This window comes from Bacillus cereus, assembly GCF_002564555.1.
GTDB classification, from domain to species: domain Bacteria; phylum Bacillota; class Bacilli; order Bacillales; family Bacillaceae_G; genus Bacillus_A; species Bacillus_A cereus_K.
Genome location: NZ_NUVD01000008.1, coordinates 35,642 through 49,833, shown reverse-complemented (window position 1 = coordinate 49,833; position 14,192 = coordinate 35,642). Strand labels below are relative to the sequence as shown.

Genomic DNA, 14,192 nt, shown 5'->3' with positions numbered 1-14,192 from the left:
TGACAATATAGAAAGTCTATTGTTATGATTCATCATGTGGAAAGGTTGATAGAGAGTAAAAAGAGAAATGTTTTTCATTGATAATAAAAGCGGAAAAATAAGTGACGATAGAGAGAGTATATTTTCCTTATGATAAATGCTTTTTTGAGCACCGAGTAAAATCAATCTGGAAGCAAGAATTACTATATGCAAGTTGCGCAGGGCGCGGCATAAGAAAGGGGCAAAAGGATGAAGGAGCTTCATACGTTTGGGTGGTATGCAGCGCGTGTATCACCACATTTGCCGAAAAAAGCATTTAAACCGGTTCCGACTCGTTTATTTGGTGGACTGGCTTATTTACTTGTGGCATTGGCTGGTTTAATAACGATTGGTGTATTTGAATTGAATGTGTGGGCAAACCTAGGAATTGCAATTGTTCTTGGATTATGTTTTGCTTCACTTGGATTTTTAGGGCATGAAATTTTACATGGAACAGTTGTAAGAAAGGCATGGCTTCGTGACTTCTTAGGAGCGATTGCATTTATGCCGTTATCAACAGGTCCGAAACTTTGGAGAAAGTGGCATAATGCAACGCATCATGTTCATACCCAGCATGAAGAGAATGATCCAGATGCATGGCCAACACTTGAGAAGCTTAAAAAGAGTAAGTTTTTGAGTTGGGTATATCGCATGCCTCTTCATGTACGTTCATTCTTTAGTTTTCTATCGTTAACAATTCAATTTACATTGCATTCGACTCGAATGTTCTTTCATTTTATAAAAGAATTTAAGTCATCCAATCAAAAATCTGTATGGCTTCAACTTCTTTTGCCTTGGACAGTTTGGATTAGTTTATTATTTATTATGGGACCTGCAAAATGGTTATTTGCATATGTGATTCCGTTGTTAATTGCTAACTTTATTGTAATGGCATATATCGCAACGAATCACCGCTTAAATCCAATTGTTCCAGTAAATGATCCGTTAGCAAACTGTTTATCAGTAACAGTGCCGCGCTGGGTAGACGTTTTACATTTTAATTTCTCATACCATACGGAACATCATCTGTTTCCTGCTATGAGTTCTAAATACTATCCTTTAGTAAAAGAGAAAATTAAAGAAATGTGGCCGGAACGTTATCACGAAATGCCGATGACAAAAGCATTGGGAGCACTTTGGAATACACCACGTGTGTATTATCAAGGAAGTGAATTAGTTGATCCGCATAGAGAGCATTTTTACGGTTCTTTAGGAAATGGACTAGATCCTCATAATATTTCATATCGTGAGGAACATATAGAAGAAAAAGAGAGTATCAAAAAAGTAAATCAGTAAAAGTTGATATATTTTTGCAGTGAAAAAGCAAGCCTAAGATGGCTTGCTTTTTCTTATACAGAAACTTCTTTTTTATTCTTTGTATGGACTTGGACAGAGTTAGTTTCTTTTCGTTGTAGCCGTTTTTCTAAAAGATTAACAAAATAAGTAAATAGAAGAACAAGTACGAGATAGTATAAACCAACGATCATATATGTATCTAATTGTTGGAAGTTACCTGCAGCAATTGATAGACCTGATCCCCATAATTCGGATAACCCTACGTAAGCAACAAGTGAAGAATCTTTCAATCCAATAATAAATTGGTTTCCGAGAGGAGGAAGAGATAGGCGAAATGCTTGTGGTAATATAATTCGGCGCATAGCCAAAGGATAAGGCATGCCTAAAGAGCGAGCTGCTTCCAATTGTCCTCTGTCAACGGATTGAATGGATCCACGAAAAATTTCAGTAATATATGCACCGTTATGAATTGCTAAAGCGATTGCTCCTGCCCAAAAAGGGGTGAAAACAATAACAGATGTAATACCGAAATAGAGAATTGCGATTTGAACAATTAAAGGCGTACCACGAATAATGGCGATATAGACATGAGCAATACTATTTAAAACCTTATTGTTAGAGATGCGAAAGAAAGCGAATAGTAATCCAATTAATGAACCGAGTACTAGGGAGGTTAATGTTAATTGTAATGTGACAATAGTAGCCTTTAAGAGTGTGGGATAGGTAGAGATAAAAATTTCAAACATGTGCTTCACCTCATAATTGTATGGATTTTAGTAGAGAATGAAATGCCCCACATAAAATGAAACTTTTATCAGTGGGGCACGGTTTATGAAATCTTTGAATAGATAACTTACTTCGTTTTTTCCTCTTCTCCAAGAATATTACGACCAAACCATTTTTTACTGATCTTTTCATACGTACCATCTTTAATGATTTCATCTAAAGCTTTATTTACTTTCTCAACCATTTCTTTATCATCCTTACGAATAGCAATTCCCATTTCATCAAGGTTTAATGGTTTACCGGCTTCTTTTATATTTGATTTACCTTCTTTCATCATTCGAAGACCAACCATTTGATCAGTGATTACTGCATCAACACGTCCAGGCTCTAAGTCCATAAGTGCAGTAATATCACTATCATATTCTGTAATTTGATCTGTATATTTTGCAACAAGGTCTTTAAATGTACTTGCCTTTACAACTCCTATTTTTTTACCTTTTAAGTCCTCTGGAGAGGAGATAGACGTATTCTTTTTGGCTACAAAAATTTGTGCACCAGAGCGATAATATGGATTTGAGAAATTCACGGCTTTTAAGCGCTCCTCTGTAATAGCCATACTACCTAATATCACATCATACTTTTTCGCTTGCAAACCTTGAATTAATGTTTCCCAAGGGTTTGTAACAGGAACTGGCTTCATTCCCATTTTTTTCGCGAGAGCTTCACCTATTTCTACATCAAAACCGACAAGTTTTCCGTCATTTTCTTTATAGTTAAAAGGTTTGTATAAACCACTCATCGCATAACGAAATTCTTTTTCACCATTTGATGAAGTAGTAGTGCTTTCCTTACTACAGGCTCCTAGTATGAAGGATGTACATAGCGTAATACTTGCAACAATGGTTAATAGTTTTCTTTTCATAAAACCCCTCCTATATATTGATCATACGGATTGTTTTCAATATGTTACGGAGATATTCTATTTGGACGATTAGTTGTGTCCCGTATGAATGCATTTCGTTACGTTTGAAACAGAAGTTACATTATAAAACGTTACGTAAAAATTGTTTTGCTCGTTCGTGTGATGGAGCTGAGAAGAATTGTTCGGGAGGAGCATCCTCTACAATTTTTCCATCATCCATAAAGATGACGCGGTCAGCTACATCTCTTGCGAAATTCATTTCATGAGTAACAATAACCATTGTCATCCCTTCTTCAGCAAGTTCTTTCATAACTTGCAATACTTCTCCAACAAGTTCAGGATCTAAAGCTGAGGTAGGTTCATCAAATAGCATAATTTTAGGATTCATAGCAAGAGCTCGTGCAATCGCAACGCGCTGTTTTTGGCCACCTGAAAGGAGGTGAGGAGTTACATCCGCCTTATCTTGCAGGCCGACCTTTTGCAAAAGCTGATTCCCGATATCTTTTGCATTTGCTGCTTCCAATTTTTTTACGTGAATAGGTGCTTCTATGATGTTTTCTAGTGAGGTCATATGAGGAAAGAGGTTAAAGTGCTGAAAAACCATACCGACATTTTCACGGACTTTGTTTAAATTTGAATGCTTTGGATCAATTCGCTCACCTTGTAAGTGAATTTCACCTTCATCGTACATTTCTAAAAAGTTAAGACAGCGAAGTAATGTACTTTTGCCGGAACCACTGGCACCGATTAAAACAACAACTTCTTTTTCTTTTACTTCTAAATCAATTCCTTTTAAAACATCAAGTGAGCCAAATGATTTTACTAGATTTCGAACTTGAATCATACAAAACCCCCAGTCAAAAATATATTTTACAAATGTTGCCCCTTATTTCTGTTATTAGTCATAAATTGTCAAAATCCTTTATTTTTTTCGGGATTTAGTTATTACATAAGGAAATCTTATAGAAAAAACAATGTAATTAATATGTAAATAAAATCAATATATCTTTCTATAAAGAAAATATGGATAATAATATATAGATAGTATGTCTATTACTTATGAGGAGGAATGAGAAATGGAAAAGGAGAAGAAAGCTTTTTCCTTTGGCTTACGTACACAACTTGTGCTATTCACTACAGTTTTAGCTTTCATTACATATTCAACAAGTATATTTTTTATTTACGTGATGTACGATTATTTTCAAATTTATGTAAGTCAAACTGTATATAATATTATCGTTATGTTATTAGGTGTAGTATGGTCTGGGATTTTAGCATATGGAGCAGCCAGATTTTTAATTAAACCGCTTCGAAAGTTAGAGGAGGCGGCAAGAAAAGCGGCTGAGGGTGATATTCGTGAAGATGTTCCATTGCCGAAGGCAGATGATGAAATTAGATCTTTAAGTGTTGCATTTAATATGATGCTAGGAAATTTAAGAGGCATGGTAAAAAATATTGATACAACATTTTCGTATACAAATAATCAAGTGCAGCAAATTAGAAAACAAACAGGTGAAGCTACGAAGCAAGCACAAGGTGTATCTGAGACACTTGCAGAGATTTCTTCTGGTGCTGAGCAATCAGCAGCGTCAATCCAGGCGATTGTTTCTGCCGTGGATACAACAACTTCTATTGCGAGTGAAGTAGAAGAAAAAGCAAAACAGTCTGATGAGTTGTCTTCAGAAATGGTTCAAGCTTTAGGGCAAAGTACTCGTGTCTTTACTTCTTTAATTCAAGGTATTCAAACATTGGCGAAAGACAATGAAGATTCAATGCAAAATGTACAGAAGTTAGAAGAAAGAATGAAACAAGTAGAACATATTGTGTCTGTTGTGAGTGAGATTGCTAGCCAAACAAATTTATTAGCACTAAACGCTTCTATTGAGGCAGCTCGTGCAGGAGAGCATGGAAGAGGATTTGCGGTTGTAGCAGAAGAAGTACGTAAATTGGCCGATGAAAGTGATCATTCTGCAAGAAACATATCGCAGTTATTACGGAATATGCAAGATGAAGTGCAACAAGTCGCGTTGAAAATGAAAGAGCAGGTGAAAACAGCTAAAGAAGAGGCGAAACGCGGAGAAGCTACTGAATTAATTTTAAAAGAAATGTCATCAAGTATTATGGAAGTAGCTAATGCTACGAGGCAAATTAGTAGTTATATGAATGAACAAGTGAGTCATATTCATCAAACAGGAGCACAAACAAAGGCTGTAGCAGCAATTGCTGAGGAAACATCAGCTGGTTCACAAGAGGTGGCACGTGTGACGCTGCAACAATCTAAAAATATGATAGCGATCAATCAATTATTAAGGGATTTAGAGAAGCAATCAGCTGATTTAAAACAAACGATTGAACGGTTTTCGATGTAAAGGAGAAGAACAAAATATTGTTCTTCTCTGTTTTATTTGGCTAGATTTAATATCTATAGTTAAACTATGAACGTTTCCGCAACATTCTTTTCTGTCCCTTTCGGATGAAATTTATAGCGAGCTATAATATTAAAAGGGGTGTCTTTTATGAAAAAAGAAAAAAGACAACGATTAATTAAACAATTTGTAAAGGAGTATGAAATAGATAAGCAAGAAAGATTAGTAGAATTGTTAGCAGAAAAAAATGTATTAGTAACACAAGCTACAGTTTCTCGAGATATTCGCGAGTTAAACTTAACGAAGGTACCTTCTCAAGAAGGATTAATGATATACAAAATTTTTTCAGAAGAGCATTTACAAACGGATATAAAGTTAAAGAAAAAATTACGAGAAGTTGTTGTGAAAATTGATTGTGTAGATCAATTAATGGTTATTAAAACATTACCTGGTAATGCACATGTTATTGGTGTTTTGTTTGATGAATTAGATTGGAAAGAAAAAATAGGCTGTATATGTGGAAATGATACATGCCTTATAATCTCTCAGTCGAAATCAGACAGGGAGATTTTAGAAGAAAGGTTAAATTTAATTATTTAGATGCAAAATCCTGTTTTTAATAAAAATTAAAAACAGGATTTTTATTTAAATAGATAAGTTAAATATTCATCATATATGCGTAATATACATTTTTGTTGTTGGAAAAATGGGATCAAATGTTATAAAAATACAAATTTATATGATTTTAAAAAAATAATTTGTTTAATATTTCACAATAATAATGTGGATACTTTCACAAAGATAAAAGTGCATAGCACTTATTATGTACTTGTAAGACATCAAACATATTTAAAAGGAGGTACAACAAATGAAGCATCCGATACATGTTACTTCAGAAATTGGGGAATTACAAACGGTTTTATTAAAACGACCTGGTAAAGAAGTGGAAAACTTAACACCAGATTATTTGCAACAATTATTATTTGACGATATTCCATATTTACCAATTATTCAAAAAGAGCATGATTATTTTGCACAAACATTACGCAATCGGGGTGTTGAAGTTCTTTATTTAGAAAAACTAGCTGCTGAGGCGTTAGTAGATAAAAAGCTTCGAGAAGAATTTGTTGATCGTATTTTAAAAGAAGGACAGGCTGACGTAAATGTTGCACATCAAACTTTAAAAGAATATTTACTTTCCTTTTCAAATGAAGAATTAATTCAAAAAATTATGGGCGGTGTACGGAAAAACGAAATTGAAACAAGTAAGAAGACACATTTATACGAATTAATGGAAGATCACTATCCATTTTACTTAGACCCAATGCCTAATTTATATTTTACTCGTGATCCAGCAGCTAGCGTGGGTGAGGGCTTAACGATAAATAAGATGAGAGAACCGGCGCGTAGACGTGAATCATTATTCATGGAGTACATCATTAAATACCATCCAAGATTTGCAAATCACAATGTGCCAATTTGGCTAGATCGTGATTATAAGTTTCCAATTGAAGGTGGCGACGAGCTAATTTTAAATGAAGAAACAATTGCAATTGGAGTATCTGCCCGTACTTCAGCTAAAGCAATTGAACGGTTAGCTAAAAATCTCTTTAGCCGACAAAATAAAATTAAGAAAGTATTAGCGATAGAGATTCCAAAATGCCGAGCGTTTATGCATTTAGATACAGTATTTACAATGGTCGATTATGACAAATTTACAATTCATCCGGCCATTCAAGGGCCGAAAGGAAATATGAATATTTATATTTTAGAAAAAGGTCTAGATGAGGAGACTCTTAAAATTACACATCGTACTTCTTTAATGGAAGCATTAAAAGAGGTATTAGGTTTAAGTGAATTAGTTCTTATTCCTTGTGGAGGAGGAGATGCCATTGCTTCCGCTCGTGAACAATGGAATGACGGTTCTAATACATTAGCAATTGCACCAGGTGTAGTTGTTACATATGATCGCAACTATGTATCTAATACTTTATTACGGGAACATGGTATAGAAGTGATTGAGGTGCTAAGTTCGGAATTATCTCGTGGTCGTGGGGGTCCGCGTTGCATGAGTATGCCAATTGTTCGTAAAGATATTTAGTATAAATAACGGAGAAAGTAGGGATGAAGTATGTTAATGACTAGACCAAATTTAAAAGGAAGAAGCTTTCTAGCAGAAAAAGATTTTACAAAAGAAGAATTGTTATATTTTCTAGATTTAGCAGCAGAATTAAAAGAGAAAAAGAAAAATGGTGTCCCACATCATTATTTAGAAGGTAAAAATGTAGCGCTCTTATTTGAAAAAACCTCCACTCGTACGCGTTGTGCATTTACAGTAGCATGTACAGATTTAGGGGCGAATCCTGAATATCTAGGGAAAGGTGATATTCAGCTTGGGAAAAAAGAATCCGTAGAGGATACAGCAAAAGTGTTAGGGCGTATGTTTGACGGAATTGAGTTTCGTGGATTTAATCATGAAACTGTAGAATCTTTAGCACAAAATTCTGGTGTGCCGGTTTGGAATGGATTAACAGATATGTGGCATCCAACACAAACACTAGCAGATTTATTAACAATTAGAGAACATGTAGGGAAATTAAAAAATGTGAAGCTCGTTTACGTTGGAGATGGACGAAATAATGTTGCTAATAGCTTACTAGTTGGTGGAGCAATCGTTGGAATGGATGTACGTATTTGTACACCGGAATCTTTATGGCCTGCACAAGAAGTAATTGATTTAGCAAAAAAATATAGTGAACAGGTAATGATAACAAGTAATGTGGAAGAAGCTGTTGCGAATGCAGATGTAATTTATACAGATGTATGGGTGTCTATGGGGGAAGAAGAGAAATTTGCTGAACGTGTCGAGTTATTGAAACCGTATCAAGTAAATATGAAAATGATTAAAGAAACAGGGAATGAAAACGTGATTTTCTTACATTGTTTACCTGCATTTCATGATGTTGAAACGATGTATGGCGAAGAAGTTTATGAGAAATATGGGTTGAAAGAAATGGAGGTAACTGACGCAGTATTCCGCAGTAAACATTCAAAAGTATTTGATCAAGCTGAAAATAGAATGCATACAATTAAAGCGGTTATGGCAGCTACTTTAGGAAACATGGAGTAAAGAAGAAAGGGAGTCTTCCTTTCTTCTTTCTCCTCCTTTAGACACTATCATTCACTATTGCTTTTGTATTGTTATTGCAATTAAAGAGAGGTGAGTGGAATGGGTGAAGATAAGAAACTAGGGTTGTTTACATTAACGGCTCTTGTAGTTGGGTCTATGATTGGCGGTGGAGCATTTAATTTAGCAAGTGATATGGCAAAAGGTGCTGGTGCTGGAGCCATTATTATTGGTTGGGTTATAACAGGAATTGGGATGATTGCACTTGGATTATCTTTTCAAAATCTAACTGTAAAACGGCCAGATTTAGATGGTGGTATTTTTAGCTATGCAAAAGCAGGGTTTGGTAATTTTATGGGGTTTAATAGTGCGTGGGGATACTGGCTATCTGCTTGGCTTGGTAATGTAGCTTACGGTACATTATTATTTTCTTCATTAGGATATTTCTTCCCAATCTTTGAAGGCGGTCAAAATGTAGCATCCATTATTGGTGCAAGCGTATTATTATGGTGTGTTCACATGTTAATTTTACGTGGAGTTCAATCAGCAGCACTTGTGAATTTAGTAACTACAATCGCAAAATTAGTACCTGTATTTGTATTTATTGTCATAGGAATCTTCGCGTTTCATATTGATACGTTCCTAGATGGATTTTGGGGGCAAACTGGTTCTTTTTCATGGGGAGCAGTCGGCAGCCAAGTTAAAAGTACAATGCTTGTAACTTTATGGGTATTCATTGGGGTAGAAGGGGCTGTTGTTTTATCTAGTCGAGCAAAAAATAGAAGTGATGTAGGGAAAGCAACGGTTATTGGCTTAATTGGTACACTCATCATTTATATTTTAATCACATTATTGTCTCTTGGACTTATGCAGCAAGCAGATATTGCTGGTTTGAAAAATCCAGCTATGGCTTATTTATTTGAAAGTGTTGTTGGAAAATGGGGTGCTATCTTTATTAATTTAGGTTTAGTCATCTCTGTATTAGGTGCTTGGTTAGGTTGGACTTTGCTTGCTTCTGAAATTCCATATTTAGCAGCTAAAGACGGAGTATTTCCAAAATGGTTTGCAAAAGAAAATAAAAATAAGGCACCAGTAAATTCATTATGGATAACAAATGGTTTAATTCAAATGTTCTTATTAACATTTGTCGTTTCTGATCAGGCATATAACTTTGCATTCTCTTTAGCATCTTCTGCTATTTTAATCCCATATGCTTTTTCAGCATTTTATCAACTGAAGCATAGCTTAAATTCTGAAGAAGCAGATCGAAATAAAAATATAATAATTGGTTTGATAGCAAGTATTTATGGTGTGTGGTTAGTTTATGCAGCTGGTTTAGATTATTTATTATTAACAATGATTTTATATGCGCCAGGTATTTTTATTTTTTACAATGTTCAAAAGAAAAAGAGTTCCAAGCAAATATTTACTCGAGTGGAATTAGTATCATCGGTAGCAATTGGTGCTTTAGCATTCTTTGCGGTTTATGGATTAATTACAGGCAGTATTACTTTATAAAGCGCTGTGAAGGCGAAATCGACTGGAGGGCTAAAATATGGCACGAAGAAAAATTGTAGTTGCACTAGGGGGAAATGCGATACAGTCTGGAAAAGCTACTGCGGGAGCACAGCAAGAGGCGTTGGAAAAAACAGCGGAACAACTCGTGAAAATAATGGAAAATGATGTAGATATAGTAATTGCGCATGGAAATGGCCCACAAGTGGGGAATATTTTATTACAGCAAAAAGCTGCGGAAACGGAAAAAACACCTGCAATGCCATTAGATACTTGTGGTGCAATGAGCCAAGGGATGATTGGATATTGGATGGAAAATGCGATTGAAAAGGCGTTGAAAAAACGGAATATAAAAAAAGACGTAGCAACGGTTATAACACGCGTTGTTGTGGATGAAAAAGATGAGGCATTTAAAAATCCAACTAAACCAATTGGTCCTTTTTATACAGAAGAAGAAGCAAGAAGATTAATGGAAGAAACAAAAGCAGTATTTAAAGAAGATGCTGGCAGGGGGTGGAGACGTGTTGTTCCATCACCGAAGCCCGTAAGTATTCATGAACATAAAGTGATTAATTCTTTGGTCGAGGATGGAAATATAGTGATAGCTGTTGGTGGTGGTGGAATTCCAGTAATTGATTCCGAAGAAGGGCTAAAAGGAACTGAAGCGGTTATCGATAAAGATTTCGCTGCGCAGAAATTAGCTGAATTAGTAGATGCCGATACGCTCGTAATTTTAACTGCAGTTGATCATGTGTATGTAAATTATAATCAACCGAATCAAAAGAAATTAGAGTATGTCACAGTGAATAAATTAGAAGAATACATTGAGGAACAGCAATTTGCTGCGGGAAGTATGCTTCCAAAAATTGAAGCTGCTATTAATTTTGTTAATACAAATTCAAAACGAAAAACAATTATTACATCTTTAGAAAAAGTATATGAAGCACTAGAAGAAAAAGCTGGTACTATTATTTCTAAACAGGATGTATGCATGTCTGTTTAAATAATATGTATTCTACGTATTAGCAATAAAGAATGAAGTTAGTAACTTCATTCTTTTTATTTATTACTATTTTTGTACTCGTTGTTCATAAAATTTTCATGATGAAATCCGGATATATAAGTTAATTATGATAAAATTTAACTTGAATACGCTTTCTTGATTTTTCGCTCCAACATACAGCAAGAGAGAGGGAGTTCTATGAATAGACGGAACGTAGTTAAAGATTTAAAGCAGTTTGAATTATTTGCGCATTTAACAGAAAAGAAATTGAAAGGTTTGACGGAGTTTGTCTATTGGCGAACTTATAAAAAGGGTCAATTTTTATTTTTAGAAGGTGATTCAAGAGAAAGAATTTACTTCATGTTAGATGGTTTTGTAAAGTTAGAGCGGGGAAATCAAAGTGGGAATTTATTATATGAGGACTATGTAAAGCGGTATTCTATTTTTCCTTATGGTGGTATGTTTACAGACAGAGGATATAACTATACGGCAGAAGCGATGACAGATGTAGAAGTATACTATATTCCGACAGTAATTTTCGAAGATATGGTGAAATCTAGTAGGACGCAATTAATGTACGTTGTTCAGCAATTATCATCAATATTAAAACTGAATGAAAATCGAGTGCAAAATATTACAATCCCTAATGCACAAGATCGTGTCATTCAAACATTAAATTATTTAATGCAGGATTTAGGAGAACAAAGTGGCGAAACAATTGTAATTTCATGCCCACTTACAACAATTGAAATATCGAAAATATCTGGTACGTCTCGGGAGACGGTCAGCGGCGTATTAAAACAATTAAAAAATGATAGTATTGTTACAATTCTGGATAAAAAAATTACAATACATAATCCAACATATTTTGAGGAAATCTCTATGTGAAAATTGCATATTGATTTTCTAATTCATACTGTATATTAATAAAGTTCTTTATATATTTATAAGGAGCTTTTTTACGTTATCCTCTATAAAAAGATTGTATAGTATGGTAATAATAGCTAAAATCGATAATAAAAAAGCAAAGGGAAGGGGAGAAAGAATGGTCCGAATTGAGTATGATCGATTAGTAGCCATTTGTTACAGTATAGGGGTTTTGATATTATTAAAAATTCCAAATGATAATGAATTAATTGGGGAAAAACTATTCAATTTCTATAAGGTTCCGTTACATACATATATTTATATGGATTATAAAGTCTCAAATATACTGATTGTTTCTTTCGTACTACATGTAATTGCATTTATATTATTCGTAAAATGGCTAGGAAAAAAGGGATCTAGTACATTTAGAACAATGAATAAGATAAAAGTAGTAGGCATTAGTATTTTGATTTTAATGATGCCGTTTATTTTAAATAACATCCTCCAGACATTGAATAAAACATGGTACTACGCAGGAAAAACAGGGGTAGAAGCAATAGAATATAAAAAAGAAGACAGCCAGTGTAGAATGGAGAAAAATGGAGAGGATATCAAACAAAAGTGCATTGTTACTTTAAAAAATTATCGGAATCATTCACAAGCATTAAAAGTTGTTTTATATGATAATGCAAATGAGAATTCAAAAAGTTATCAAGTACCGAAACCAGTCTATTTACAAAAACATGAGACAAAGCAATTCGAATTTCAAATTCCTGTTGTTTATAATAGCAGTATTGAAAAAGATAAAGTACCAAATATTAAATTACATTCATTGCATGAGAATGATGAGAAATACAATTAACCCGTAATTGAAAGTTTATGAGTAGGAGCAATAATTTGAAACGATATAGAACATTAACTTGAATCATCCAACATGCTAAGAGGCAACGGCATATTGGATGATTTTTTATTTTATTCCTCCTTTTTTACGTATGGAAAGGAGGGATGCTTTGCTGAAAACGAAAAACATCACAAGGATCATATATGGTTTTCACTTTACGCAATCTTTGAAAGTTAGAACCATAATAACTCGTTTGCCAATTTTTAATGTCGATATCGGGCCAATTGACATAGTCACCTAGTGTATAAGGATCTAAGCTTTCTCGTAAATCTTTAACCCAGCGTATATTGCGATTTTCTTCATCATCGCATTTCCAAGAGGTAATGTATTCTTGAGCAATAATTGCTTTACGATGGAAATAAGCTGTTTCATTCGGAAGAATATTTTCCACAGCACCTACGAGTGATTGGTGCCAAATACTTGCATCTTTATTTGGTGCATGAGAAAGAAAATGCTGCATAATTTGAATACCTTTCAGGGGAATAGGTTTATATACGTAGGAACCAGAGCGCTTGAAATTTTCAGGGATATTACCGCTATTAAAGAATTGAACAGCCTTTATATAAGGAACCTCATCTATAAAGAGAGAGGGGGTACCAGTTTCAAGAAGAGGGGATAATAAGGAATGGAGTTCAGAAGGAGAGCCAACAAACTCACCTTTTACTTCGATTTTATTTTGTTGCTTTGCGAATAATTCAATTGATGAAGTGAGACGTTCGTCTATATAAGGCGCCCAGTTTTGCCAAGCTTGAAATGCAGCGATAAAATCTTTCCATTCCCATGTAAGCGAGAAAATGGATACGTCTTTTATAGGATGGACTCGAAAAGTTAAAGAAGTAACAATTCCGAAGTTTCCACCACCACCGCCACGGCACGCCCAAAACAAGTTAGGGTTTTCTTGTTCGTTTGCACGAATGAGTTTTGCGCCAAATTTACCGCATGCTTGTACCATTTCAGCTTCTACTAATTGATCACATGTTAATCCAAATAAGCGTGAAAGCATACCGATGCCACCGCCGAGTGTTAATCCAACAATTCCAACGCTTGCACTTGTGCCAGCTGGTATTGTAACACCATAATTCCAAAGCTCTTTATAAACAGTGCCAAGATTTGCACCAGCTTCAATTGTTGCTGTTAATTTATCTGTATTAACAGTAATGCGATGCATTTCACTCACATCAATAATAAGTCCTCTATTTAAAAGAGAAAAATTTTCATAGCTATGACGTCCGCTTCTTAAACGAAATGGTATATGGCGTTCGCGTGCCCATTTTAAGGCGTTACAGACATCATTTTTATTTTGGCAAAAAACAATGATACAAGGGAGTTTTGGAATACTTAAATTTAAATTCATTCGGGCTACGTCGTAATCCAGATCTGAGGGGACAACGATACGACCTGTTAATCTTGTTTGTTCCAATTTAGCACTCCTTTCTAAAATAATTAGAGCT

Annotated in this window: 12 protein-coding genes and 2 pseudogenes; 10 read left to right on the top strand and 4 right to left on the bottom strand. The window is 34.6% G+C overall.

Features of this window, described 5'->3' with window-relative positions; all coding sequences use genetic code 11:
- Positions 1-228: 228 nt before the first annotated feature.
- On the top strand, positions 229-1,314 hold the full coding sequence (locus tag COI75_RS03575; RefSeq protein ID WP_000661227.1) for a fatty acid desaturase family protein: 1,086 nt from the start codon (positions 229-231) through the stop codon (positions 1,312-1,314).
- Between the two features lie 53 nt (positions 1,315-1,367).
- On the opposite strand, the gene COI75_RS03570 is transcribed toward COI75_RS03575, so the two are convergent.
- From COI75_RS03570 to COI75_RS03560, 3 genes are all read right to left on the bottom strand, one after another.
- Positions 1,368-2,060, bottom strand: a complete 693-nt coding sequence (locus COI75_RS03570) for an amino acid ABC transporter permease (protein WP_000461551.1) — start codon at positions 2,058-2,060, stop codon at positions 1,368-1,370.
- 107 nt (positions 2,061-2,167) lie between these two features.
- Positions 2,168-2,962: an ABC transporter substrate-binding protein gene (locus tag COI75_RS03565; protein WP_000823772.1), complete on the bottom strand. Its 795-nt coding sequence runs from the start codon at positions 2,960-2,962 to the stop codon at positions 2,168-2,170.
- A gap of 121 nt (positions 2,963-3,083) precedes the next feature.
- A complete protein-coding gene (locus tag COI75_RS03560; protein ID WP_000616917.1) occupies positions 3,084-3,806 on the bottom strand; it encodes an amino acid ABC transporter ATP-binding protein in 723 nt (240 codons plus the stop codon).
- 232 nt (positions 3,807-4,038) lie between these two features.
- On the opposite strand from COI75_RS03560, the pseudogene COI75_RS27760 reads away from it, so the two are divergent.
- The 9 genes and pseudogenes from COI75_RS27760 to COI75_RS03520 form a co-directional block, all read left to right on the top strand.
- Positions 4,039-4,389: pseudogene (locus tag COI75_RS27760) on the top strand (HAMP domain-containing protein); the annotation flags it as partial.
- Between the two features lie 369 nt (positions 4,390-4,758).
- Positions 4,759-5,331 (top strand): annotated as a pseudogene (locus COI75_RS27755) (methyl-accepting chemotaxis protein); the annotation flags it as partial.
- A 147-nt stretch (positions 5,332-5,478) separates the two neighbouring features.
- Positions 5,479-5,928 (top strand): arginine repressor, encoded by a 450-nt coding sequence (gene argR, locus COI75_RS03550; RefSeq protein WP_000711821.1) that lies wholly within the window; start codon positions 5,479-5,481, stop codon positions 5,926-5,928.
- 268 nt (positions 5,929-6,196) lie between these two features.
- Entirely contained in the window at positions 6,197-7,429 is a 1,233-nt protein-coding gene (arcA, locus tag COI75_RS03545; RefSeq protein WP_000682342.1) for an arginine deiminase, read from the top strand.
- Positions 7,430-7,459: 30 nt separating this feature from the next.
- The gene (argF, locus tag COI75_RS03540) at positions 7,460-8,458 is read left to right on the top strand and encodes an ornithine carbamoyltransferase (protein WP_000930279.1); all 999 of its coding nucleotides are present in this window, start codon (positions 7,460-7,462) and stop codon (positions 8,456-8,458) included.
- Positions 8,459-8,557: 99 nt separating this feature from the next.
- Entirely contained in the window at positions 8,558-9,973 is a 1,416-nt protein-coding gene (arcD, locus tag COI75_RS03535; RefSeq protein WP_000503401.1) for an arginine-ornithine antiporter, read from the top strand.
- A 37-nt stretch (positions 9,974-10,010) separates the two neighbouring features.
- A complete protein-coding gene (gene arcC, locus COI75_RS03530; protein ID WP_000113958.1) occupies positions 10,011-10,973 on the top strand; it encodes a carbamate kinase in 963 nt (320 codons plus the stop codon).
- A gap of 198 nt (positions 10,974-11,171) precedes the next feature.
- The gene (locus COI75_RS03525) at positions 11,172-11,861 is read left to right on the top strand and encodes a Crp/Fnr family transcriptional regulator (protein ID WP_001081903.1); all 690 of its coding nucleotides are present in this window, start codon (positions 11,172-11,174) and stop codon (positions 11,859-11,861) included.
- 157 nt (positions 11,862-12,018) lie between these two features.
- A complete protein-coding gene (locus COI75_RS03520) occupies positions 12,019-12,702 on the top strand; it encodes a hypothetical protein (protein WP_000251619.1) in 684 nt (227 codons plus the stop codon).
- A gap of 124 nt (positions 12,703-12,826) precedes the next feature.
- Here the strand turns inward: COI75_RS03520 and COI75_RS03515 are convergent, their stop codons facing one another.
- Positions 12,827-14,161 (bottom strand): FAD-dependent oxidoreductase, encoded by a 1,335-nt coding sequence (locus COI75_RS03515; RefSeq protein ID WP_000438517.1) that lies wholly within the window; start codon positions 14,159-14,161, stop codon positions 12,827-12,829.
- Positions 14,162-14,192: the final 31 nt, after the last annotated feature.

Excerpts from the sequence above, each read along its gene's own strand:
- COI75_RS03575 (WP_000661227.1), top strand. The coding sequence starts at position 229 with ATGAAGGAGCTTCATACGTTTGGGTGGTATGCAGCGCGTGTATCACCA.
- COI75_RS03570 (WP_000461551.1), bottom strand. The coding sequence starts at position 2,060 with ATGTTTGAAATTTTTATCTCTACCTATCCCACACTCTTAAAGGCTACT.
- COI75_RS03565 (WP_000823772.1), bottom strand. The coding sequence starts at position 2,962 with ATGAAAAGAAAACTATTAACCATTGTTGCAAGTATTACGCTATGTACA.
- COI75_RS03560 (WP_000616917.1), bottom strand. The coding sequence starts at position 3,806 with ATGATTCAAGTTCGAAATCTAGTAAAATCATTTGGCTCACTTGATGTT.
- argR (WP_000711821.1), top strand. The coding sequence starts at position 5,479 with ATGAAAAAAGAAAAAAGACAACGATTAATTAAACAATTTGTAAAGGAG.
- arcA (WP_000682342.1), top strand. The coding sequence starts at position 6,197 with ATGAAGCATCCGATACATGTTACTTCAGAAATTGGGGAATTACAAACG.
- argF (WP_000930279.1), top strand. The coding sequence starts at position 7,460 with ATGTTAATGACTAGACCAAATTTAAAAGGAAGAAGCTTTCTAGCAGAA.
- arcD (WP_000503401.1), top strand. The coding sequence starts at position 8,558 with ATGGGTGAAGATAAGAAACTAGGGTTGTTTACATTAACGGCTCTTGTA.
- arcC (WP_000113958.1), top strand. The coding sequence starts at position 10,011 with ATGGCACGAAGAAAAATTGTAGTTGCACTAGGGGGAAATGCGATACAG.
- COI75_RS03525 (WP_001081903.1), top strand. The coding sequence starts at position 11,172 with ATGAATAGACGGAACGTAGTTAAAGATTTAAAGCAGTTTGAATTATTT.
- COI75_RS03520 (WP_000251619.1), top strand. The coding sequence starts at position 12,019 with ATGGTCCGAATTGAGTATGATCGATTAGTAGCCATTTGTTACAGTATA.